Here is a 22668-nt window from a genome sequence, read left to right as displayed (position 1 = left end):
ATACAACTGCTAATTGCCGCCATTACCGCCGCTGTCGCCGGTGGTCTCCTTCTTGTCCAGCGGCCGGATCACAATGGCCGCGCGCTTCTCGGCCGTGGATTCAGCAGGTGCCTTCTCACGCTCGTTCTTCATCGGAAATCCTTCCATCGAAAACCGGATGACGGAGTTGATCACCGCTCATCGAACTGCTGCCCGTGGTTTCCCTTCGTGTCGAGCAGACGGATCGTGATAGCCGCGGACCGGTCGACCGCCGGACGAACGGGGGTCTTGTCGACTGCTTTCGCCATGACCACACTCCGTATCATCGGATACGTGCACACCCGAGACGGGTGACTGACGATTCGATGGTTCGCCGCTCGGTGCGTGGCTGTCAACGACGGTAATCCCAAGGGTGGGAAGCGATTTCGGCGTATGGCGGCTGTGCGAGCTGCCCGAAACGGTCGGGCCGTGCCAGCCGCCGACCACCTTGCCGGGCGATCTGGTGCCGTGCTCTGCGGCGAGCCGATATCCGGCATGGATCCGCGCCCGGGTGGAACCATCCTGGTGCCCGCGTCGGGCGTCGTGGCCCCACCACTTGGACGATACGGCCCTCGTGGGTTTGAAAGTCGCAAAGCGGGCCAACTCGGACATATCTGGAGCTGTTCCCCGAATACCTAGGAATCGCCATGACCGAAACACCCACCGGGTCGTATATCGAGACGTCGCCCACGGAGACACGGTCGATCATCGAGCTCGTCAACGATGCGACCGAGCAAATGGCCCGCCTGATCCGGGACGAGATCAAGCTCGCGGAACTCGAAGTGCAAAGCAAAGGCAAACGTCTGGGGCGCGGCGCGGTTGTGACCGGTGCCGGTGCGCTCGCGGCGTGCTACGGCGGTGCCGCCGTCATCGCGGCGGTGATCATCGCCCTCGCGGGCCCGCTGTCGGGCTGGGCCGCCGCGCTGATTGTTGGAGCGGTACTGCTCCTCGTCGGCAGTGCCCTGGCCGCCATCGGCAAGAAGGACCTGCAGAAGGCGGTCCCGCCGGTCCCGCAGGAGGCGATCACCGGAGTACAGCAAGACATCCATGTGATCAGGAGCGGAGGATAGCGATGAGTGATGAGATCAAGCCCTCGGTCGGATCGCTCGAGGCGGAACTGCTGCGCGCCGATCGCGACCTTGCCAGACAAGAGCTGGGACAGACCATGGCCGAACTGACCGGCAAGCTCGATGTGAAGGGCAGAGTCGAGGCAGAACTGCATCACACCGTGGACAACGCCCGCGCCAAAGTTCATCATGCGGCCGAAGCCGTGCGGGAGAAGCGTGAGAAAGCCGGCGCCGCAACGCAAGACCGCGCCGTCCAGTTCGCCGCGGTGACGCGCAGTCGCCCGGTGCCTGTCGCCGCCGCGGTGACCGTCGCGGTCGCCGCCTTGGTGACCTGGCTCATACTGCGTGACCGTCGCAACCTGGGCGAAAAACGGCTATCGCGCCGCCGTCGTCATCGGCGGTGACCTGCGAACCCCGCACCGTCTGCTGACCCGTTGCGCTGCCGGAGATGTTGGGCGGCAACATGTTCGGCACCAGGACTGTCCGAGTAGCAGCCCGCAGGGGTTGCTCCCGGACGGTACTATTACCTTTCGATCACAGATGTGGTCGACTGAATCACGTGGCCCGGCACGGGCTTTCAGGGACGTGTCGGCGCGTGACAGCCGATGAAATGTGGGGAAAACTATGAGCGCCACCAAGTTCGCCGCCACCGCCCTGCTCGCGATCGGTGCGACCGGCATCACCGCAGGCGCCGTGCAGGCCCAGCCGGTAGCAACCGACACCACCGTGCAGGCGACCGATCACGGCATCAACTTCATCACCGCACCGACAGCAGACCGCCGCGCAGTCAGCACCACTGTCGAGGCCGGACGGTTCACCGTGGCCGCCGATGCTCTTTCGATCACCCTCACCGACGCCGCGGGCAACGCGGTGACCTCGATTCCGCTGGGGCTGCAGACCGCGGCCGGGACCGTCGCCCTGACACCGGAGATCGCCAATGACGGCCGAACCCTCACCCTCACAGCGCAATCCGACACCACGCGGACTGCGCAGGCAATCGATGAGGCCTCCGACACGATCGCCCGCAAGCAGTACAACGCCGGGATCGGCGCGCTCATCGGCGCCGGGATCGGCGCGGTGATCGGCTTCTTCCTCGGTGGTGTCGGTGCCCTCGTCACCATCCCGATCGGCGCGGGCATCGGCGCCCTGATCGGCTACTCCACCCCCTGATTCCGGATCACAAGCGCTTCGAGTCTCTGTGTGCCGCTACCGAACAGCAGCGGCACACAGGGACCCGCGTCTGTCAGCCCACCTCCGATATTTTCCCACGCGCCTACGGCGAGTCCCACTGATACCGTGAGCCATTCGCCGCCGCGTGCCGTACGGCACCGAGCGGCAGTTTCGTTTAGTCTTGACAATTCGTGCGTCTGGTTACTGCGCGCAGACAGGTACCGATCGGTCTTCGGCTGACGATGGGAATTCCGTGCATTTGTGGAGCTACATCCGCGGGCGGGGCGAGGTTCTGGCGTTCCTGACGTATCAGCATGCCTCCCTGGCGTTTCAGACGGTGCTGGTCGGGACTGTCGTCGCTGTCCTCATCGCGGTGGCGGTCTATCGGCTTCCGCTGTTGTCCGCGCTTTCGCTGACCTCGAGCCGGGTCGCGCTGACGATTCCTTCGCTCGCGCTGTTGGCGCTGCTGTTGGTCCCGTTCGGACTCGGCGTGGTCCCGTCGTTCATCATGCTGGCGTTCTTCGCGGCGTTGCCCGTGATCGGCAATGCGATCGTGGGCCTGCAGTCGGTGCCTGCGTCGGTCGTCGAATCCGCACGCGGGATCGGTTTTTCGCGATGGCGCATTCTGCTGACCGTCGAATTGCCGATTGCCTGGCCGGTAATCCTCACCGGTATCAGGGTGTCCACCCAGATGATCGTCGGCGTTGCCGCCATCGTCGCCTATGTTCTCGGACCCGGCCTCGGATCGCTGATCTTCAACGGCCTTTCGCGGCTCGGCGGGGCGAACGCGCTCGAAATGGCGCTGACGGGCACGATTCTCATCGTCCTCATCGCGTTGGTGTTCGACGCGCTCCTCGTCCTGCTCGGACGCCTCACGATCGCAAAGGGACTCTCATGACCAGCCAACCCGCTCCGACCGAACCGGAGCGCAATGTCACCGGTGCGTCCATCAAGCTGGATTCGGTTGTCAAGCGCTACAGGGGCCAGGAGAAACCGGCGGTCGAGCGGCTCGATCTGGACATCGACGCGGGCGATATCGTCGCGTTCGTCGGCCCGTCCGGCTGTGGCAAGACGACCACACTCAAGATGATCAACCGGCTGATCGAGCCGACCGAAGGCCGGATCTTCATCGGCGGCCGCGATGTCACCAGGGAAGATCCGGACAAACTGCGGCAGTCGATCGGATATGTCATCCAGTCCGGCGGGCTGTTCCCGCACTGGTCAGTAGCCAAGAACGTCGGCGCCATCCCGCGGGTGCTCGGATGGGACAAGAAGCGGATCGCCGAACGGACCGAGTATCTGCTCGATCTGGTCGGTCTCGATCCGGGCACCTTCGCCGACCGGCTGCCCAAGGATATGTCCGGCGGACAGCAGCAGCGGGTCGGCGTCGCCCGTGCGCTCGCCGCCGACCCGCCGGTGCTGCTCATGGACGAGCCGTTCGGCGCGGTCGATCCGATTACCCGGGTTCGCCTGCAGGACAGTCTGATCGCGATCCAGCACGAACTCGGTAAGACCATCGTGATCGTCACGCACGACTTCGAGGAGGCCACCAAGCTCGGCGACAAGGTGCTCATCCTGTCCGAAGGCGGTCACGTCGAGCAGTACGCGCGCCCGGAAGAGATCCTCACCGATCCGGCCACACCGTTCGTGGAGGAATTCGTCGGATCCGGCGCGAAGCTGGCCTATCTGACTGTCTCGCGGGTGCGCGATGTCGCTTATGACAAGGTGATCACCGCTCGGGTGGGGGAGTCGGCGCAAGGGGTGATCGAACGTGCGAAGGCCGCCGGACACACCTGGATAGTCGTCGTCGACGAGGCGGGGCGGCCGCGGTCGTGGCCCTCGCTCACGGAGGTCGCGACCAAACCGGAGGTCTCCGACTTTCTCGACCGGCGGTTGCCTGTCGTCGCGCGATCCTCGACCCTCAATGACGCGCTCGACGCCATGCTCGCGACCAGCCAAGGTGCCGCGCTCGTCACCGACGGCCGCGGCGCGGTGGTCGGCTCGCTCGGCATCAACTCGGTGACCGAGGTGATTCGGGCCAAACTCGCCGAGGGGAACGCCGATGGCGAGGACCTGTCATACGAGACATACGTCGACGGAACCGACCCGGAACCGACGCCGGTGGTCGCCGCCGACGACGAACCCGGATCGGCCGGGCAGTCATGAATCGTCTGCGCCGCATTCCGATCGATGTGTGGTTCGAACCGCTCGTCATCGGTGTCATCGCCATCGGATACGTCCTCTGGTATCGCTCGACGACTTTCACCGCGACGGAGCGGGCGTCCCTCGGCTGGGCCAATCTGCAGACCACGATCCTCGCCCACATCAAGCTGACCGTGGTCGCCACGGTGATCGTGGTCGTTGTCGCGATTCCATTGGGCATCGCGCTGACCCGGCCCGCGCTGAAGCGGTTCGAGCCCATCGTCGTCAATATCGCCAATATCGGCCAGGCCGCGCCCGCGGCCGGTCTGCTCGTCTTGTTCACCTTCTGGTTGGGCACCGGATTCCGCACGGCGATAGTCGGTCTCGTCGTGTACGCGATCCTGCCTATCCTGCAGAACACGATCGTCGGGCTGCGGCAGGTGGATCAGCGCACGATCGAGGCCTCGCGGGGTATCGGCTTCTCGGGCACGCGGACACTGTTCCAGGTCGAGCTCCCGCTCGCGGTGCCGGTGATCCTCAACGGTGTCCGCACCGCGCTGGTCATCCTGGTCGGTACCGCGACATTGAGCACCTTCATCGGCGCGACCAGCCTCGGCACGCTGATCACCACCGGTGTCACCCTCTTCCTGCCCAAGTTGCTCATCTCCGGCGCGATCCTCGTCGGACTGCTCGCATTGGTCATCGACTGGCTCGGCAGACTCGTCGAACTGGCCGCGACTCCGCGAGGTGTGTCATGAGATCGCCACTGGTCACACTGGTTTCGGCACTGGTCGCGACAACGGCGATGCTCACCGGATGTGGTCTGGTGAGTTCGTCCGGAACATTCCACGACGCGCGGCTGCCCGGCGGTGAGCGGCCACTGGACGGTGCGAAGCTGGTCGTCACCTCGAAGAGCTTCACCGAGGGGGTATTGCTCGGCAAGATTACCGCGACCTACCTGGCCGCGGCGGGCGCTCACGTCACGGACCTGACCGGAGCGCCGGGTTCCGCATCGTCTCGACAGGCCCAGCTCAACGGCGATGCCGATGTGCTCTGGGAATACACCGGCACCGGTTGGGTCAACTACCACAACGAGACCGAGACGATCTCGGATCCGAAGGAACTCTGGCAGCGTGTCCATGACATCGAGAAGCGCGATCACGACCTGGAGTGGTTGCCGCCGGCCAATTTCAATGACACATACGCATTCGGCGCATCGACGCCGAATGCCGAACGCCTGCGGGTGAAGTCGCTATCCGATGTCGCCGCGCTCCCGGTGCCCGATCGAACCTTCTGCGTCGACGACGAATTCTTCAGCCGCTCCGACGGTTTCATTCCGATGCTGCAGAAGTACGGGATTCCCTACAACGATCCGAACGGTGTTCCTTCCGGCAATGTCACGCGCATGGACGCCGGTGTCGTCTACACGGCGACGGCCAAGGGCGCGCCGTGCAATTTCGGCATGATCTACACCACCGACGGTCGGGTCAAGAACCTGAATCTGGTCGTCCTCGACGACGACAAGAAGTTCTTCCTGCCCTACAGCGGTACCGCGGTCGTGCGCGGCGTCGTCCTCGACCGTTACCCGCAGTTGCGAACCCTGCTCGGCACGATTTCCGAACACCTAACCGACGAGCTGATGCAGGACCTCAACGGGCGCGTCGATATCGATGGCGAGGATCCCGCCGATGTCGCCTACGACTGGCTGAAGAGCGAGAAGCTGGTCGAATAGCTAATTGTCGATCGGGGGTTGCAGGCTTATGCGGTCGGCGAGGGCGTCGACGGCGTCCGCGTCGGCATAGGCCTCGGTGGTCAGTTCGAGGAATGCGGCCCAGCGGTTTATGCGTGGTGTCCAGCGTTGGATAAAGGCGTGGGCATGCTCGAACTCACCTTGCGTGCCGCTTATTCGCGCACGGGCCGCCGCTTCGGTGGCGGCTTGTACGGTGTTCTGGGCCAATGCCAATTGTTCTCGGCAGTGGTCGGCGTCCGGGACTTCCTCGCGCACGGTGTCGGCTTCGACGCGCAGGTTGAGGATGAGTCCGGCCAGTCTGGGGTCGGCCGGTCCCGACCGTGGGGCGGCGGTTCCCGCGGCGATGGCCTTATCGCGGCGTTCACGTCGCCGCCGCTCCCGTTTCTCGGCCAGCGCCACTTGCTTACGGTAGGTCTCGGTGTCCGCGACGGTGACGACGGGATAGGTCAATACTGCTGTCGCCGAGAGCATTTCGACGCCGTTACCGTCGTAGACCTGGATGGTGACCTGGTCCAGCGGCCGGTCCGGGTCGGGTTCGTCCTCGAGGCGGGCGTCCAGGACCGCGTTTCGGTATTCGATCATGATGTCTGCGACGACCCGGTCGAACACCGCGGTGCCGACCTCGATGTGGTTGGTGCACGTGCGGCCGGTGCAGTCATCGGGAAGGCCGAATTCGCCGTCACCGGAGTCGACAACGGCGTTCCCGGTCGGACCGTTGCCGATAACCTCCCAGGTGTAGGTGTTGGATTGCGCTACGTCGGCTCGCTCCACACAGTCCTCGGACATGGCCTGACCGTACTTCATGAAGGCGCCGCGAATCGGGTTGTTCTCCGAAGCCGTCGAGATACGCCGTTGAGCCCGGCGCGTCGGCGCGGACAGCACCCTCGATCCGACGGCGAAATCCGTTATCTGTGCTGGTCACCGGGTATGCGAGCAGCAGGAGGTGAGCAGAAATGGTTGCTCTGATGCTGGTCCTGCTGCTTGCTCTGGTGTTGTTCGGCGTGGGGTTCGCAGTGAAAGCTCTATGGTGGGTCGCGATTGCGGTCCTGGTGATCTGGGCGCTCGGCTTCGGATTCCGGTCCGCCGATACCGCGGGGACCCGCGGTCGCTGGTACCGCCGGTGATGCCGCGCTCACCGGAGGGGGCCGGTATGCGGATGGGCCTGGAAGAAATCCCACATGATCTGATTGGCGCTGATCGATGCGGTAGCGCCGACCAGTGGTTCGGGGGCGATAGGCGGCGAGCCCGGCCAGGTGTGTCCGCCGCCCAGCAGCGCGTATAGCTCGACGGCGCCGTTTACCGGGCATGGGTAGCGGAACAGGGTGACATCGCCGGCAATCCGGTGCTCTTCCGGCTCGGATCCGCAGCCGTTGCGGTGCGCCCAAGCGGCCGCCTGCGTCGGGATGCTCGCCGGTCCCGGACCATTGACGCCGCTCGGCATGGTGCCGCCCCGCCCTGCCGCCGAACCCGAACCATCGGCCGACGGCAGCAACTGGGCGTTGGGACCGGATCCACCGGTGTAGGCGACGAACGGGTCGGCTGTCCCATGGAACGCGATGACGGGTATCGGACGCGCCGGATTGCACCAGGCGAAGTCCTGCAGTCCGGCCACCGGTGCGACGGCCGCGATCCGGTCCGCGAGCTGACATGCCAGCGACGAAGTGGTGAAGCCACCCATCGACAGTCCGGTGACGAACACTCGCCGCAGATCGACGCACAGTGTCGATTCCACATGCGTCAGCAGTTCCGACAGATAGGCGACATCGTCGCTGTTCTCGCTGAAATCCCAGCGCGGCCAACCGGGTTCGTCGAGTTGCGGGGTGATCGTCGCGAATCCGTGCTCGATTCCGAATTGGCCGACACCGGTGGCGACGCGTTCGATCTGGGCAGGCTCCAGGTACCCGTGGATATCGAAGACCACCGGTAGCGCGCCTGATGTTCCCGCGGGAACGTCTTGGACGTAGCTACCCGATTTTCCCGCTGCCGCGAACTGCCCGGTGGAGTTTCCCGGGGCGACCGCGGGCAGAGCGCATCCCGCGGAAGCCACCGGATCGGCGGCTTTCGGCTCGTCGGCTCCTGCCGCATTACCGCCACATACGAGTGTCATCGACATGACGAACGCGGCCGCGGTGCTCGTCGTCCGCATCCGGCGCCGCGCCGTTCGAGCCGCGCTGGAAGGATCATTCTTCATCATGAGAGGTATGTTCTCATCCATGTGCCCGCTGTGGGGCGCTGTGTCGATGGGTGGAAGGCGACCGAACTTGTCGGTGGCGACCGCAATACTGTCGCGTGCCGATGAATTCGAGCCGCCGGTCCCGTCTCAACCACTGTGGCGAGATCCGATGAGTCGGCAACGCGCCACACCTATTCCTGTCGAGACGCACTGGAGGTACCCCCGATGTCAGCCGAACTTTCCGCCCCCGCCTCGGGAGGGCGGACGCCGACCGTCATCCGGGTACTGGTACTCGCGACCTTCGTGGTGATCCTGAACGAAACCATCATGATCAACGCGATCCCGCGGCTGATGGCCGACCTCGAGGTCACCGAGCGGGCGGCTCAGTGGGTGTCCACCGCTTTCATGTTGACGATGGCCGCCGTCATCCCGACTACCGGCTGGTTCCTGCAGCGGGTATCGACCAGACGGGCCTATGCCGTGGCGATGGGGGTCTTCCTCGCCGGTACCGCGCTGTCGGCCGTCGCGCCGTCGTTCGCGGTGCTGCTGCTCGGACGGGTCATTCAGGCAGGCGGTACCGCGGTAATGATGCCGCTGCTGATGACCACACTCATGACCGTTGTGCCCGAACAGGACCGCGGCCGGGTGATGGGCAATGTCACCCTCGCCATCTCGGTGGCGCCCGCCCTCGGCCCGGTGGTATCCGGGATGGTGCTGCAGATCGGTTCGTGGCGTTGGCTTTTCGTGCTGGTGCTGCCGATTACCGCGGTCGTCACCTGGCTGGGTCTGCGGCGACTGGAGAACGTCGGCGAACCGCAGGCCGGGGCGATCGACTCGGCCAGCGTGGTGCTCGCCGCCCTCGGATTCGGCGGACTGGTATTCGGGCTCAGCCGGTTCGAGAGCGACAACCTCACCAGCCCGGCTCTGATCGTCGCCGCGGGTTCGGCCCTAATCGCCGTATTCGTATTCCGTCAGCTGCGCCTGCAGCGCATCGGCACCCCGCTGCTGGATCTGCGGGTCCTGCTTTCCGGCACCTACGCGAAGGCACTGGTGCTGATGTCGGTCGCGTTCATGGCGATGCTCGGCTCGATGATCCTGCTGCCGCTGTATCTGCAGAACCTGCGTGGCCTGAGCCCCTTGCAGACCGGCCTGCTGGTGATGCCGGGCGGGCTGGCGATGGGTCTGCTCGGACCGACGGTCGGCCGCCTGTTCGACCGGTTCGGTGGACGCGTACTCGTCATTCCCGGCTCGGTCGGGATCGCCGCGGCGCTGGCCGGATTCACCCAGATCTCGATGTCCATGCCGTACTGGCAGTTGCTGGCACTGCACATCCTGCTGATGGTGTCGCTGGCCGCCGCCTTCACCCCCGTCTTCACCCTCGGGCTCGGCGCGCTCCCACAGCACTTGTACTCGCACGGCAGCTCGATGCTCGGCACGCTGCAGCAGGTCGCCGCAGCCTTCGGCACCGCCCTGGTGGTAACGGTGATGTCGGCCCGCAGCACCGGACTCGTCGCCGACGGCACCGATCCGATCACCGCCCACCTCGACGGCATGCGCCTGGCCTTCCTGGTCTCCGCCGCTCTGGCACTGGTCGTGATCGTCATGGCTGTGCTGCTGCCGAGCCGGGCGGCGGCCGCCCCTGAGGATGCCGAGGAAGCCGACACCGCAATCCCCGAATTGGTCAAGAGCTGACCACAATTCGGCACGCCGAACCCCTGGTCCGTTCTTTGCGGGCCAGGGGTTCGGCGTCTCCAGCTCGTTCGACGAGTCCGACGTATATTCCGATGCCACGGTGGGCATTCGGCTGATCCTGCCCCGGCACTCCCTTGACGCAAACCCCAGCTCAACGATTATGGACAAAGGGGATTTTCGTTTCATGACTGACGCGACCACCAAGGCTCATGGCTCAGATACTCGGCGACACAAAGTCATTGGCGACGTTCACCTCCTGCTACGCCGCGGAAGCGATGTGCTCTTCGGCCAGCGCCAGAACACCGGCTACGAGGACGGCGCCTGGCACCTGCCCTCCGGCCACCTGGAAGCTGGCGAATCCGTCATCGACGCCCTGATTCGCGAAGCCAAGGAGGAGATCGGGATCAGCATCGCCCCCGAGGACGTCCACTTCGCCCACATCATGCACAATTCGTCCTCCGGCGGACGAATGGCATTTTTCTTTTCGGTGCGTTCCTGGACGGGAGAGCTCGAGAACCAGGAACAAGACAAATGCGCAGAGCTGCAATGGTTTTCAGCCGATGAACCGCCTGATCGCATGATCGATTACTGTCGTGCGGCCATGGCGCACATCGTCAGTGGTCGCCCATTTTCCATCTACGGCTGGTGACGATGACAATCCGCCCGGCCGGTGGTGTTCGTCAGTCGGGTTCGATTCGCGCCATGTCCACAAGGGTGGTGGTTCATATCCACGGAGGCCGCCGTATCGGAGTGTGCCGCGTGAAAGGCCGAATATCCTGTATCCGAGGTAGCACCTGAGTGTCGTCCTCATCGCTCCACCAATGGACAGTCGTAGCCCCGACCGGCGCTCGATTGCTCTCCGAGGCGTCCTCGTCTGAGAACTCCGTCAGCTCGTCCCAGGGGTCCTGACTCGGCATCATGTCCGCCCGATGTCGTCCTACTGTGTCCGTCGAACTCCAGTACGCCCCTACCTGGTAACTCAGCACCGCCGTGAATATCACCGAGCCGGGCCACAGAATCCAAATGACCGGTGCCGCCAACTCAGTCATCCTCGGCCAGCAGCAGATAAGCAGCTTGCAGATGCACGATGCACTCGTCCGGGGGATGGAGGCAATGGATGTGCCGAAGTTCCCTTGCACGCTCGGGGGTTAGTTCCAGTAGGTGCACCTGGCACATCAACTCCGCCAGTCTGCCGTCCGCGTGGACAAATATGCTGTGGTCCAAGGGATCTGACGTCATCCCACATCACCACTCAGTGGCCCAGCCATGCTCGGAAAGATGGACATCCGTCGCCTTGTCGAGCAACGGCTTATCTGGCCGCGTTTCGACGGGTAGCACCGTGAAGGCGAGTGGCCCGTCTGGGGTGATCCCGGTGACGGCATACTCGGGACGGTCGAGGGCATGGTGATGTATCCCTTCGGATTCGGATGCTCTAACGGCGAAGCAATGAGGACGCGGCCGGTGGCGCAGATCAATCCCAGAGGTCAGCACACGGCAGCGGCGGCATGTCGGAGCGCACATCGTCATCGACCGTGACCACCAGCTCCGGAAACCCCTGTGTCAGTTCATCCGCGACGTGCGTCGCCTGTTCGGCCGAAGCTTGGTAATCCAGCGTGAGGGCAGCAGATTCGATGTGGATGTGGCGGATACGCCGGAGCGGGCCTAGAGGTCGCACGGCGTATCACCGAGGCTTACTGGCGGAAGGGATAAGTCGGCCGGCTGTGATCAGCGTCTGAAGGGCGGCGGCCTTGCGCGGGCACTTCTCGGCCCTACAAGCCATGTGGACCTGCATGACCGCGTGCGCCTGGTCGGTCGTGAAGGGCTGCTCGGGTGCTTGGTGAGTTTCGGCTTGGGTCATAGTGATGAGTTGGTGGATAGCGAGGGGCGCGTTGAGCATTGGGGGAGCACCTTCCTGCGGAACAACCGGGATCGACAAAAGGCGCCCAGTACCAAGGGTTTTCACCACCTGCTCCGGCTCACCGGGGCGGGTGCGCCACCCGAGGGGTACGGCGTCGGCTTGGCACCGGGCACCGGTATAACCGTGCCCGTTGCCCGTTGCCCGTTGCCCGTTGCCCGTTGCCCGTTGGCCGTTGGCCGTTGGCCGTTGGCCGTTGGCCGTTGGCCGTTGGCCGTTGGCCGTTGGCCGTTGGCCGTTGGCCGTTGGCCGTTGGCCGTTGGCACGCGCGACCGCGTAATGGTCGGGTACTGTTCGTCTGACGTACGTATTTCCCCAGTTCAGGCGGCAAATCGTAAGGTAAGGCAATGGTCAGAGGGCGGGCATGGACCGGCTTTGAAGCAGTCGCACTGCAAGAAGCCATGCGGCGATCAGTTCGAGACTTCGCAGCCTTACTAGGGTTAGAGACAACGACCGTCAACAACTAGGGCGTGTTTCGAAAGTCGGGTCACCGTAGCCACAGGTCGATGGCGGCGATGTGGACGGTAGCCAGGAAGCGGACGGCGAGTTTGTCGTATCTGGTTGCCAGCGCGCGGTTTTGCTTGAGCCGGTTGATGCCACGCTCGACCGCGTTGCGGTCACGGTAGATCTCGGCATCGAACGCATGCGGCCGACCACCTCGCGCGCCGCGCCGGAGCCGGTGACCGACCTGGTCTCCCGGCACCGGGAAAGTGGCCCGGATTCCGCGTCGAGCCAGGTAAGCGCGGTTGGCGCGGGAGGAATAGGCCTTGTCCGCCAACACTCGGTCTGGGCGCACACGCGGGCGCCCACCACCGAGCCGCGGTACCCAGACCGCATCCAGCACCGTGGTGAAGTGCGGACTGTCACCGGCCTGACCACCGGTGATCAGGACCGCCAACGGCACCAAACCCTGTTCACAGGCCAGGTGCAGCTTCGTCGACCATCCACCCCGAGACCGGCCGACCGCGTGATCGGCCGGCTCGACCTCGACCCCACCCGGCGGCTCGGCCTGAGCGCCGCCATCGCGGACAGCCCCGGCGGCATGCTGATGGGCCCGCATGATGGTCGAGTCCACACTCACCTGCCAGCAGATACCGCCATTCGCATCGGCCAGTATCTGCAACAACTTCAGCAGCAACGCCCAGTTCCCCGCACGCTGCCACCGCCGGAACAACCCATACACCGTCTGCCATGGCCCATACCGATCCGGCACATCCCGCCACGGCGCACCCACCCGAGTGCGCCACCGAATCCCGTGGATGATCTGGCGTTTGCTCCACTTCGGCGGACGACCCGCCTTCTTGCCACGAGGCAGCAACGGCTCCAACCGCGCCCACTGGGCATCGGTCAAATCCGCTCGCCCCGCCACCGCTACGCTGGCCACGAGGTCTCCGGTATTCAGGTTCTGCTTGGTCGCTGAACCCATCTACCGGAGACCTCGCCCATCTCACGGCATCGACACACCCACTCCGGCAACGACTTTCAGCCTCAACCGTGACAGCGGCGATCACCCCTCAGCACTTATGAAACACGCCCTAGTCGACATTGGCACTCGATAGGCGGCCACCGGTACCCAAAGCAGCAGAAGGACACCCGAAACGTATGCGGCGTCAGCCAAAGGCTGATACATCGCTAGATAGCCAACCCCGGACACTGCCAGCGCAGCCGCGAGAGCCAAGCCTAGATACGCGACAACATCGCGGCGCCGCAGCGACGTGCCTACTGCCAACCCGGCCAGCGCAAACATCTTCAGCCCATCCAGTCGGGTGGTTAGCTCGAATAGCACCGGAGTCGCTGTGGTCGACAGCGCCACCTCGACTCCGAACTGTGTCAAAGAGGCGCCCACTGCTGCCAAACCTCCCGTTGTGACCATGTCTTTGGCAACGCCTGTCAATCGACCACGCAGCCCGATAACCACCACCGCCAGCAGCACACCCGCGAGCCCGTGCACGAAGAACGACTGCATTGCGAACCCACCAGGCCGAGCCTCGTAGGCGGCCGCAATTTCGGTGTTCGTCGCAGTTAAAGGGACGCTGGCCGGACCGAACGCCAGCCCGATGACCCACGCTGCCGAGTAGCAGATCGCGGCGATGAATGTAGAACGCATCATACCTCCGTGAGCATTGATCTTATTAGAGAGCAGCGCTCTCGGTGAGAGATGATCCACCAAGATTGCCTCGGCGTCAACAGTGGCGCTGTCCGTGGCGAGGCCTATTGACCATGAACGTCGGTAACAGCGTGTCGAACCGGCAAAGGCGAAGACCTTCAGGCGAAGTGCAAGCTGTTCAGCCACTGCTCACGTCCTGATTGCGTTGCGCGTTGTGGCTGACCGCTGCGACCGAGGGCTATCCGCGTGGAGGAGTTCTATGTCGCGGCACCAGTCGCTGATAAAGCGCGCCGGGAAGTTCGAGATCCGATGGCGTGGCCACGCCGATCCTATGCTGCTTGCACTCGAGGACACCGCCGAGATATTCATCGCCTCAGCCCATTTGCGCGCCGCCTGACCCTGCCGCGGCCCCCTGTTCAATATCGAGAAGGACACCGACACCCCGACCTTCGAAACGCTCGAGAAGATCATCAACGGCTACGGGCTCAACTCCATCCAGGCACGCCACCTACGCGAACTACGCGCCCCCGCCGAGGAACTCGCGCCCGCCGACAAGCTTCGCGAGTGCGTTCAGAACAACGTCGACCTGATCAGCCATCTCGACGACCTCGAGCGACGTGAAGTCCTCGCGGCCTGTGTCGACCCGCTCTGGAATGTGCTGGCCTGCAACGATTCGTTTCGAGCGGCGGCACCCGGCCTGGAGGAAACCGACTGCATCCCGGTGTGGATGTTCAGCGCGGCACCCCAGGCAGTCCATGTCCGGTGGCCGCACGAATCCGCCTACAGTGTGGCCACACTCAAAGCCGTGCTCGGTCGCTACCGCGACTCCGAGCAAGCCCACGACGTCATGCGCCAGCTCCGCCCGATCAAGGAATTCCGCCGCCAGTGGTTCTCCAGCATCGAGGTCTCCTACGGCCGCGACACCAGCGACTTGCTGCACGTGCGCGACCCCGCGACCGGCGAGCCGGCCTCCTACCGCCTCAGCGTCGCCGACATCAATCAAACCCAGAACGTCCTACTCCTCACAGCAATCCGCAAGCCCTACTCCGGCCCCCCGATCTAGCCGTAGATCCCAATAACGACACGTTTGCGCGACACGCCCGCAACGTCTTGATGAGGCGAGCATCAGCGATCAGACCGCTGATCTTCCTACGTAGCCCATCCCGCCCGAGTCGTGTCCGGTAACACTGGGCGAGATCGATGCGAGCAACACCACGAAGTAGGCGACCAATGCATGACCTCTATCACTAAACCGCGTCGACTACACCTGTTACCGGTAGCCGACTATGAGACCACGCTCCGGGACATGCTGACGAGCGTGAATACTCCCGATGAACAGCATGGATAGGCGACCGCGTGAGGGACGTATCGGTCCGCTTGGCTACTACTGGTTCCTCACCTTTGAGCACGCGCCGGACCTTCATGCAGCCGCCAAAGACTGCCAGCAGTCGATAGATACGAGGCTCTTCGACCTGACGCCGGATGACGGCCTTCACCTCACGCTCGACAGGATCGCCCATGACGGTGCGAGTACACCGGAGCAGCGAGCCTCGATCACTGAAGCTGCCAGAAGCGCGTGTGAAGATCAGGCCCCGTTCACCCTGACGATTGAGCGGCTGACCAATCTCCGTGGTGCGATCGGGTTTATCCTGTCGCCCGCCGAGCAGATCAATAACCTTCGAGACACACTGCGCGCAGCAACCCTGTCCGCCTTCCCTGATGCTCCGGTGAAGGACTCGTCCTCCGCGCCACACGTGACGATTGCCTACCCGATGTATGAGGGACTCTCGGCGGAGGCTGCTGCATCGGCGGCTGCTATAGACGCGCCGCTCGATGGCGTTGCTGTCACGGTTTCCGACGTGACAATGGTTGCGCTTGAGCGGCGGGGGTGCAAATACCGATGGGACGAGGTGGCATGCCTCTCGCTATCTGGCAAACGCAAAGAGTGAGTAGTGTCTGGCTATAGGACGAAGGCGACGCTTGACCGTGCCCGCGTGACTGCTACGTAGAACTTGGCACATCTCCGGCGTCATCATTCACCGATGGGTGGCGCGGTGATACTTTCCGGATCCCGCGTGTGCCCACGTCTGAGGTCGATCTCTATGTCGCTCAGATGCTCGCAGCTCACCTCTACTGCGACGCCATGTCGGATCGGCGACCGGCCTCGGCGGATCAGCGGATCACGAAGGGATTTCCCACGGGCGCACCGGAATTGATCCAGACCGTCTTGGTTTCGAGATATTCCCGGACGGCATCGATACCGTTTTCCCTGCCGATCCCGGAATCCTTGACTCCGCCGAACGGTGCCATGAAACTGACGGCGCGATAGGTGTTCACCCATACGGTGCCGGAGCGAATGCGTTCGGCCATGCGTAGTGCACGGCCGATATCACTGGTCCAGACGCCTGCACCGAGGCCGAAGCGGACATCGTTGGCGAGGGCGACGGCATCGTCTTCGGCGCGAAACGGGATGACGGCGAGCACCGGTCCGAAGACTTCCTCCTGCGCGATGCGCATCCGATTGTCGACGCCGGTGAAGATGGTCGGTTCGATGAACCAGCCGTTGCCGCATTCCGGGCGCGTCGCGGGTGCTCCGCCCAAAGCCAGTGTGGCGCCTTCTTTTTCGGCGATCCGAAGGTAGTCCAGCACCTTCGTGTATTGCGCCGGTGTGGTGATCGGGCCGACCTCGGTGTTCTCGGACATGGGATCGCCCATGCGGGCGGTACGTGCGAGTTCCACTACGCGCGCGACGAATTCGTCGTGAATGCTGTCCTGGACCAGCAGTCGCGATCCGGCGATACAGGTCTGGCCGGTGGCGGCGAAGATGCCGGAGACGACTCCGTTGACGGCGGCGTCGAGGTCGGCGTCGGCGAATACGATATTCGGGGATTTACCGCCCAGTTCGAGACTTACGTGCTTGAGGTCGCGGGCCGCGGCCTCGTTGATTCCGCGCCCGGTGAGATCGGATCCGGTGAAGGTGATCTTGCGGACCAGCGGGTGCTCGACGAGGGCGGTGCCGACGTCGGTGCCGAAGCCGGTCACCACATTGATCACGCCCGGTGGCAATCCGGCCGCATGGAACAGCCTGACCAGCTCGATGGTGGAGGCGGAGGTGAATTCCGACGGTTTGATCACCACTGTGCAGCCTGCGGCGAGGGCCGGGGCCAGTTTCCAGGTCAGCAGCATCAGCGGTGAATTCCACGGCGTGATGATGCCGACGACACCGACGGGCTCATGGCGCGTGTAGGCGAAGTAGCCAATCTTGTCCAGCGGCAGCACTGTCCCCTCGATCTTGTCGGCCAGTCCGCCGTAGTAGTAGAACCACTGCGGCAGATAGCTGAGCTGGCCATACATCTCGGCAAATAATTTGCCGTTGTCGCGGACCTCGAGCTCGGCCAGTCGGTGTGCATGCTCGGCGAGGGTGTCGCCGAGGCGGCGAAGCAGTGCGCCGCGACCGCTCGCGGTGAGTTCCGGCCAGGGACCGGAGGTCGAGGCCCGGTGGGCGGCCTGCACTGCGACGTCGACATCCTCGGCGCCGCCCTTGGCGATTCGGGCCCATGGTTCGCCGAGATACGGGTTGTCGGTGGGGAACCACTCGCCGCCGATCGGCTGATGGTCATGCCCGTCGATGAACATCGGATACTGCTGCATGGCGAACCTCGGTATCAGAAGACTCTGCGACCGATCATGAGTGATGATGAAGACAGTTGAGAAATAAAAAGAATTGATGCCTGTATTTCCGGACGGCATATGGCGCTGGTGCGTGACGCGATGGGCGTCTGCTCGACCCGAACCGTTCGACGGCAATCGATCTGGTCAATCCGCCGCGGTTTCGCTGCGGTCGACGAGTCGGGCCGAGGGCCAGCGCCCCTCCGCTACCGCGGTGCGTACCTGGCGGATGAGTTCGGCCGCAACGACTTCGGCGGCAGCGGGTACGCGGCCGGTGCGCGGTATGCCGAGGACGATCAGGCGCCAGACCTCCGGGTCGCACAGCGGTGCGGCGCTGAGCGTTCCGCTGGCGACATCGTCGGCAATGCCGACGCCGGGCAGGATCGTCCAGCCGTGCCCGCCGAGCACCAGCAGTTTCTGCATGCGCAGTGAATTGGTCTGGACGGTCACGTCGAAATTCACCTGCGTCCGCGCGGAGGCGCCGTCGATGAGGGCGCGCAACGCATGCCCCGGCGCGGGCATCACCATCGGATGGGTTGCGACCTCGGCCAAGGTGACGGGACGGTCGGTATGCAGATCGGCGCTCGGGGGCGCGACCACCCAGAGCCGTTCCCGCGCAAGCGGTTCGACATTGAGCGACGGTGTGCTGGTCAGGTTGTACAGCAGGCTCAGATCCAGATCGCCGTCGTCGAGCCAGCGCTGTAGATGTCCGGAATAGCCGGTGAGCACACGCAATTCGATGCCGGGATGATCGTGGGCGAGCGCCGAAACAAGTGGTTCGGCCAAGAGGTCGGCGGCGCTCTCCAGCAGGCCGACGGTGACCACCCCGGTAACGACACCGGGTGCCGGGCGGAGTTCGGCGCGGGCACGATCCAGTTCGTGCAGGGCCCGCCGCGCCCGCTCGACCATGACCGTCCCGGCCTCGGTCGGGCGCATACCCTGCCGGGTGCGCTCGAACAGTGCGACACCGAGTTCCTGTTCGAGCATCCGTATCTGCCGGGTGACGGCGGGTTGGACCAGGTGCAGCAACTCCGCGGCCTTGGTGACGCTGCCGACCTCGGCCACCGTGACCATGGCCTTCAACTGCTTGAAGTCCATCCGCTCCTCCTGCGCATCGCGAACCGGCATAGTGGTATCAGAACTCGGCATTTTACCCAGGTCTGTATTTACTCTCATGATGGTAGTGCGTGGGTCTATCGCCGAGGGTCGAGAGGAAGTCGTCGTGGACGAGCTCAACGAGGAAGAAACCGCGATCGTCGCGGTGGTGCGTGACTTCGTGGACCGGGAGGTCAAACCCGTCGCGCAGGAGCTCGACCATACGAACACCTACCCGGAGAAGCTGATCGACCAGATGAAACAGCTCGGGATCTACGGGCTGGCCATCCCGGAACCGTGGGGCGCGGCCAAGGTGTCCACACCGTGCTACGCCGCCGTCACCGAGGAGCTCTCGCGCGGCTGGATGAGCCTGGCGGGGGCGATGGGCGGTCACACGGTGGTCGCAAAACTGTTGCTGGACTACGGAACTCAGGAGCAGAAGGACAGTTACCTGCCTCGGATGGCGACCGGCGAGCTGCGTGCGACCATGGCGCTGACCGAACCGGGCGGCGGATCGGATCTACAGGCGATGCGCACGACGGCCCGCCGGATCGGCGAGGAATACATCGTCAACGGGTCCAAGACCTGGATCAGCAATGCCCGCCGGTCGGATCTGGTCGCCCTGTTGTGCAAGACCGATCCGGCCGCGGAACCCGCGCATCGTGGGATCAGCATTCTGCTGGTGGAGAGGGGGCCCGGATTCACGGTGTCGCGGGATCTGCCCAAACTCGGCTACAAGGGTGTCGAAAGCTGTGAGCTGACCTTCGACGATATGCGGGTGCCCGCATCGGCGCTGCTCGGCGGGGTCGAGGGCGCGGGCTTCGCGCAGATGATGCGCGGCCTGGAGATCGGGCGGATCCAGGTGGCATCGCGCGCGCTGGGCGTCGGTCAGGCTGCGCTGGAGGATTCGATTCGCTATGCCCAGCAACGGGAAAGCTTCGGCAAACCCATCTGGCAGCACCAGTCCGTCGGCAACTATCTCGCCGATATGGCGACGAAACTGACCGCCGCGCGCCAGTTGGTGCAGTACGCGGCGCGCCGCTACGACTCGGGCGAGCGCGCCGATATGGAGGCCGGTATGGCGAAACTGTTCGCCTCCGAGACCGCCATGGAGATCGCGCTCAATGCCGTGCGCGTGCACGGCGGCTACGGGTATTCCACCGAATTCGATGTGGAACGCTACTTCCGCGACGCGCCGCTGATGATCGTCGGTGAGGGCACCAACGAGATTCAGCGCGGTGTGATCGCCCGCCAGCTGATCAGCCGTAATCGGATCAACTGAGTTGTCCGGCACCGACGTTCCCGGAAGGCACCGCATGCGCCGCCCTCTCCAAGACATCACCGTCGTCGCGGTCGAACAGGCCGTTGCCGCGCCGTTCGCGACCCGCCAGCTCGCCGATCTCGGTGCCCGCGTGATCAAGATCGAACGCCCTGGTGGCGGCGATTTCGCCCGACGCTACGACCAAACCGTCCACGGGGAGTCGAGCTATTTCGTGTGGCTCAATCGGGGCAAGGAAAGCGTTGAACTCGACGTCAAGGATCCAGCCGACCGCCGGCTGCTCGATGTGATGATCGCCCGGGCCGATGTATTCGTGCAGAACCTGGTCCCCGGTGCCGCCGAACGGCTCGGACTCGATGCCGAAACGCTGCGCGCGGCCCGGCCCGAGCTGATCCACTGCTCGATCTCCGGCTACGGCCCCGACGGTCCGTATCGGTCCAAGAAGGCCTACGACCTGTTGCTGCAATGCGAGACCGGGCTCGTGATGTCAACGGGCACACCGGAAGTGCCCGCCAAAGCGGGCTTCTCGATCGCCGATATCGCCACCGGGATGTATGCCTACAGCGGCATCCTCACCGCGCTCTACGACCGGGCGCGCACCGGTGTCGGGGCGAGTCTGCACGTCGCGATGATCGATGCGCTCGGGGAGTGGATGAGTCAGCCCGCCTATTTCTCCCGCTACGGCGACGAACCACCGCGCCGCACTGCGGCGAAACATCCGTCGATCTCGCCATACGGTCCGTTCCGCACCGCCGACGGCACCGTATTCCTCGGTATCCAGAACGAGCGCGAGTGGACTGCACTGTGCGACGCGGTGCTGGAACGCACCGACCTGATCGAGGATCCGCGGTTCGCGACCAATACCGATCGGGTGGCACACGACGGCGAGTTGACCATGCTGCTGGAGCAGGCATTTGCCGCATTCGGCACCGATGAGGTCATCGAGCTGCTGGAACAGGCCGGTATCGCGAATGCGCGGTTGCGCACACCGGCCGAGTTCACCGAGCATCCGCAGCTCGCGGCCCGCGATCGTTGGCGGCCGGTGGATACACCCGGTGGGGTAATGCAGGCCATGCTGCCGCCGGTGGTGGGCGGCTGGGAACCGGCGATGGGAGCGGTGCCTCGGCTGGGTGAGCACACCGCGGCCTTGCGCGCGGAATTCGTATCGGCAGAACATGTTTCGAAGGAGTCGCCAGCATGACCGACGTGATCGAACGCACCGAATTGCTGGTGCCCGGTCCGGCGGAGGCACTGAGCGGGCTGCTCGGTGTGCCACTGCCCGAGCTCGACAAGGGGCTTCCGCTGCTGTGGCACTGGATCTATTTGCTGGAACGCCCCGCACAGTCGGATCTGGGACCCGATGGTCATCCGATTCGCAATACCGTTCCGGCGCCGCCGGGGCCTGGACGACGCCGGATGTGGGCCGGAGGGCAGGTGCGCACCCGCGGTGTGCTGGTGTGCGGCGAATCAGCGACGAAACGAACGACAGTGCTGTCCACACAAGAGAAACAGGGGCGCAGCGGCGCGTTGACCTTCGTCGTGGTCGGCCACCAGATACTGCAGGGCGATCGAATCGTCGTGGACGAACGGCAGGATATCGTCTACCGCGACGCCGTCGAGGCGAGCGGAGGAACCAGCGAACCGGAACCGGACCAGGCCGCGAAAGTGCCGCCCGCCGAGGACGAATGGACCATCGAAACATCCCCGACCCTGCTGTTCCGGTATTCCGCGCTCACCTACAACGGCCACCGCATCCACTACGACCGCGACTACGCCCGCGATGTCGAGGGCTATCCCGGTCTGCTTGTGCACGGACCGTTGCAGGCCCTGGCCATGGCCGAGGCCGCCCGGGCCCACGGATACACCGGTGACCAGGTCTTCGACTATCGGCTGCGGTCACCGCTGTTCGACCATCAAGGGCTGGTCGTCTCGGCGACCCCGCGCGACGGTGCACTTGCGACCGTCGCGCGGGACGGTTTCGGACGGCAAACCGCTACCGGGATATTGCATCCCGCCGACTGACGACGTGGTGGTCAGCGCCAGGCTGCACAGCGGCTAGGCGTTGGCCTTCTCGTACGCTTGGGCTACTTCTGCTGAAATCCGTCCGCGGGCTGACACCGCGATGCCTTTGGCGCGGGCCCAGTCGCGGATGGCGACGGTGCGGGCGCGGTCGTTGGCCGTGCGCGAGGTCTGGCTCTTGCCCCGGGCCGCGCGGCCGATTTTTCGAGCGCTCGAGGTCCACGGCTCGAAGATGCCGCGCAGCTGGCCGGCGTTGATGGTGGATAGGTCGATCTCGTATTCGACGCCGTCGAGGGCGAAGGCCACTGTTTCCTCGGCAGCGGATTTGCCGTCGAAGTCATCGACGAGCGTCACAACGACCTTGCGTGCCATGGGCATTCCTTTTCGTGGGTGGACAGCGGGCAGAGGATCGTAAGCAGAGGATCGTGATCATAACGAGCGGCCGCACAACGATCGAAGCTGCCCCGAATCGAACCCGGACGTGTGCAGGTCCTGGGATTCATTCCCGGNGATACGGTTTCGACAAGCGGTCGGTTCAGTGAATTGTCAGCGATCGGCGCCCTGATTGTTGA

At 64.4% G+C, this 22668-nt stretch carries 25 protein-coding genes; 15 read left to right on the top strand and 10 right to left on the bottom strand.

The features are described 5' to 3' along the window. Positions 1–9 precede the first annotated feature (9 nt). Positions 10–132: a hypothetical protein gene (locus ON44_RS53645; RefSeq protein ID WP_281006183.1), complete on the bottom strand. Its 123-nt coding sequence runs from the start codon at positions 130–132 to the stop codon at positions 10–12. Between the two features lie 533 nt (positions 133–665). Between ON44_RS53645 and ON44_RS44955 the strand changes: the two genes are divergently transcribed. From ON44_RS44955 to ON44_RS44925, 7 genes are all read left to right on the top strand, one after another. Beyond that, complete coding sequence (locus ON44_RS44955; protein ID WP_051183401.1) at positions 666–1088, top strand: phage holin family protein; 423 nt, start codon at positions 666–668, stop codon at positions 1086–1088. Positions 1089–1090: 2 nt separating this feature from the next. Continuing rightward, entirely contained in the window at positions 1091–1489 is a 399-nt protein-coding gene (locus ON44_RS44950; protein ID WP_040701544.1) for a DUF3618 domain-containing protein, read from the top strand. Between the two features lie 220 nt (positions 1490–1709). Continuing rightward, positions 1710–2255, top strand: coding sequence for a DUF8020 domain-containing protein (locus ON44_RS44945; RefSeq protein WP_040701543.1), 546 nt, complete (start codon positions 1710–1712; stop codon positions 2253–2255). A 253-nt stretch (positions 2256–2508) separates the two neighbouring features. Then, on the top strand, positions 2509–3153 hold the full coding sequence (locus ON44_RS44940; protein ID WP_040701542.1) for an ABC transporter permease: 645 nt from the start codon (positions 2509–2511) through the stop codon (positions 3151–3153). Beyond that, positions 3150–4421 (top strand): ATP-binding cassette domain-containing protein, encoded by a 1272-nt coding sequence (locus ON44_RS44935; RefSeq protein ID WP_040701541.1) that lies wholly within the window; start codon positions 3150–3152, stop codon positions 4419–4421. The genes ON44_RS44940 and ON44_RS44935 overlap by 4 nt, the downstream gene beginning before the upstream one ends. Next, positions 4418–5155 carry an ABC transporter permease gene (locus ON44_RS44930; RefSeq protein ID WP_040701540.1) on the top strand — a complete coding sequence of 246 codons (738 nt, stop codon included), beginning with the start codon at positions 4418–4420 and terminating at the stop codon, positions 5153–5155. The genes ON44_RS44935 and ON44_RS44930 overlap by 4 nt, the downstream gene beginning before the upstream one ends. Next, a complete protein-coding gene (locus ON44_RS44925) occupies positions 5152–6129 on the top strand; it encodes a glycine betaine ABC transporter substrate-binding protein (RefSeq protein WP_040701539.1) in 978 nt (325 codons plus the stop codon). The genes ON44_RS44930 and ON44_RS44925 overlap by 4 nt, the downstream gene beginning before the upstream one ends. Here ON44_RS44925 and ON44_RS44920 read toward each other — a convergent pair whose 3' ends face one another. Further along, a complete protein-coding gene (locus ON44_RS44920; protein ID WP_157187644.1) occupies positions 6130–6933 on the bottom strand; it encodes a hypothetical protein in 804 nt (267 codons plus the stop codon). Between the two features lie 167 nt (positions 6934–7100). Here ON44_RS44920 and ON44_RS44915 point away from each other — a divergent pair, with 167 nt between their 5' ends. Next, a complete protein-coding gene (locus ON44_RS44915) occupies positions 7101–7271 on the top strand; it encodes a hypothetical protein (RefSeq protein WP_040701537.1) in 171 nt (56 codons plus the stop codon). An 8-nt stretch (positions 7272–7279) separates the two neighbouring features. Here ON44_RS44915 and ON44_RS44910 read toward each other — a convergent pair whose 3' ends face one another. Beyond that, a complete protein-coding gene (locus ON44_RS44910) occupies positions 7280–8341 on the bottom strand; it encodes a CE1 family esterase (protein WP_157187643.1) in 1062 nt (353 codons plus the stop codon). A gap of 204 nt (positions 8342–8545) precedes the next feature. Here ON44_RS44910 and ON44_RS44905 point away from each other — a divergent pair, with 204 nt between their 5' ends. Together ON44_RS44905 and ON44_RS44900 are read left to right on the top strand one after the other, a co-directional pair. Further along, positions 8546–10012: an MDR family MFS transporter gene (locus ON44_RS44905; protein ID WP_040701535.1), complete on the top strand. Its 1467-nt coding sequence runs from the start codon at positions 8546–8548 to the stop codon at positions 10010–10012. Between the two features lie 100 nt (positions 10013–10112). After that, complete coding sequence (locus ON44_RS44900) at positions 10113–10661, top strand: NUDIX hydrolase (protein ID WP_245567570.1); 549 nt, start codon at positions 10113–10115, stop codon at positions 10659–10661. Between the two features lie 822 nt (positions 10662–11483). On the opposite strand, the gene ON44_RS44885 is transcribed toward ON44_RS44900, so the two are convergent. The 4 genes from ON44_RS44885 to ON44_RS51210 form a co-directional block, all read right to left on the bottom strand. Further along, entirely contained in the window at positions 11484–11687 is a 204-nt protein-coding gene (locus ON44_RS44885; protein WP_040701532.1) for a hypothetical protein, read from the bottom strand. Positions 11688–12414: 727 nt separating this feature from the next. After that, positions 12415–13353, bottom strand: a complete 939-nt coding sequence (locus tag ON44_RS44875; RefSeq protein WP_245567569.1) for an IS5 family transposase — start codon at positions 13351–13353, stop codon at positions 12415–12417. An 81-nt stretch (positions 13354–13434) separates the two neighbouring features. Continuing rightward, positions 13435–14220, bottom strand: coding sequence for a hypothetical protein (locus ON44_RS44870; protein WP_157187642.1), 786 nt, complete (start codon positions 14218–14220; stop codon positions 13435–13437). 331 nt (positions 14221–14551) lie between these two features. Beyond that, the gene (locus tag ON44_RS51210; RefSeq protein ID WP_157187641.1) at positions 14552–14806 is read right to left on the bottom strand and encodes a hypothetical protein; all 255 of its coding nucleotides are present in this window, start codon (positions 14804–14806) and stop codon (positions 14552–14554) included. Here ON44_RS51210 and ON44_RS44865 point away from each other — a divergent pair. Both ON44_RS44865 and ON44_RS44860 read left to right on the top strand, forming a co-directional pair. Beyond that, a complete protein-coding gene (locus ON44_RS44865) occupies positions 14690–15097 on the top strand; it encodes an MmyB family transcriptional regulator (RefSeq protein WP_040701525.1) in 408 nt (135 codons plus the stop codon). The two genes, ON44_RS51210 and ON44_RS44865, sit on opposite strands and share 117 nt — an antisense overlap. A gap of 268 nt (positions 15098–15365) precedes the next feature. Next, the gene (locus ON44_RS44860) at positions 15366–15983 is read left to right on the top strand and encodes a 2'-5' RNA ligase family protein (RefSeq protein WP_040701523.1); all 618 of its coding nucleotides are present in this window, start codon (positions 15366–15368) and stop codon (positions 15981–15983) included. A 223-nt stretch (positions 15984–16206) separates the two neighbouring features. On the opposite strand, the gene ON44_RS44855 is transcribed toward ON44_RS44860, so the two are convergent. Both ON44_RS44855 and ON44_RS44850 read right to left on the bottom strand, forming a co-directional pair. Then, positions 16207–17685: an aldehyde dehydrogenase gene (locus ON44_RS44855; protein WP_040701521.1), complete on the bottom strand. Its 1479-nt coding sequence runs from the start codon at positions 17683–17685 to the stop codon at positions 16207–16209. Between the two features lie 165 nt (positions 17686–17850). Further along, on the bottom strand, positions 17851–18801 hold the full coding sequence (locus tag ON44_RS44850; RefSeq protein WP_040701605.1) for a LysR family transcriptional regulator: 951 nt from the start codon (positions 18799–18801) through the stop codon (positions 17851–17853). 124 nt (positions 18802–18925) lie between these two features. Here ON44_RS44850 and ON44_RS44845 point away from each other — a divergent pair, with 124 nt between their 5' ends. From ON44_RS44845 to ON44_RS44835, 3 genes are read left to right on the top strand one after another with little or no spacing between them, the layout of a single operon-like run. Beyond that, a complete protein-coding gene (locus tag ON44_RS44845) occupies positions 18926–20080 on the top strand; it encodes an acyl-CoA dehydrogenase family protein (protein ID WP_040701519.1) in 1155 nt (384 codons plus the stop codon). A gap of 34 nt (positions 20081–20114) precedes the next feature. Next, positions 20115–21278, top strand: a complete 1164-nt coding sequence (locus ON44_RS44840; protein WP_040701604.1) for a CaiB/BaiF CoA transferase family protein — start codon at positions 20115–20117, stop codon at positions 21276–21278. Continuing rightward, entirely contained in the window at positions 21275–22099 is an 825-nt protein-coding gene (locus tag ON44_RS44835) for an HTD2 family dehydratase (RefSeq protein WP_040701517.1), read from the top strand. Before ON44_RS44840 ends, ON44_RS44835 begins: the two co-directional genes overlap by 4 nt. Positions 22100–22132: 33 nt before the next feature. On the opposite strand, the gene ON44_RS44830 is transcribed toward ON44_RS44835, so the two are convergent. After that, entirely contained in the window at positions 22133–22468 is a 336-nt protein-coding gene (locus ON44_RS44830; RefSeq protein WP_040701603.1) for a histone-like nucleoid-structuring protein Lsr2, read from the bottom strand. Positions 22469–22668: the final 200 nt, after the last annotated feature.

This window comes from Nocardia vinacea NBRC 16497, assembly GCF_000308835.1.
In the GTDB taxonomy this organism is placed as follows: domain Bacteria; phylum Actinomycetota; class Actinomycetes; order Mycobacteriales; family Mycobacteriaceae; genus Nocardia; species Nocardia vinacea.
This window is presented reverse-complemented; position numbering and strand designations above follow the sequence as displayed.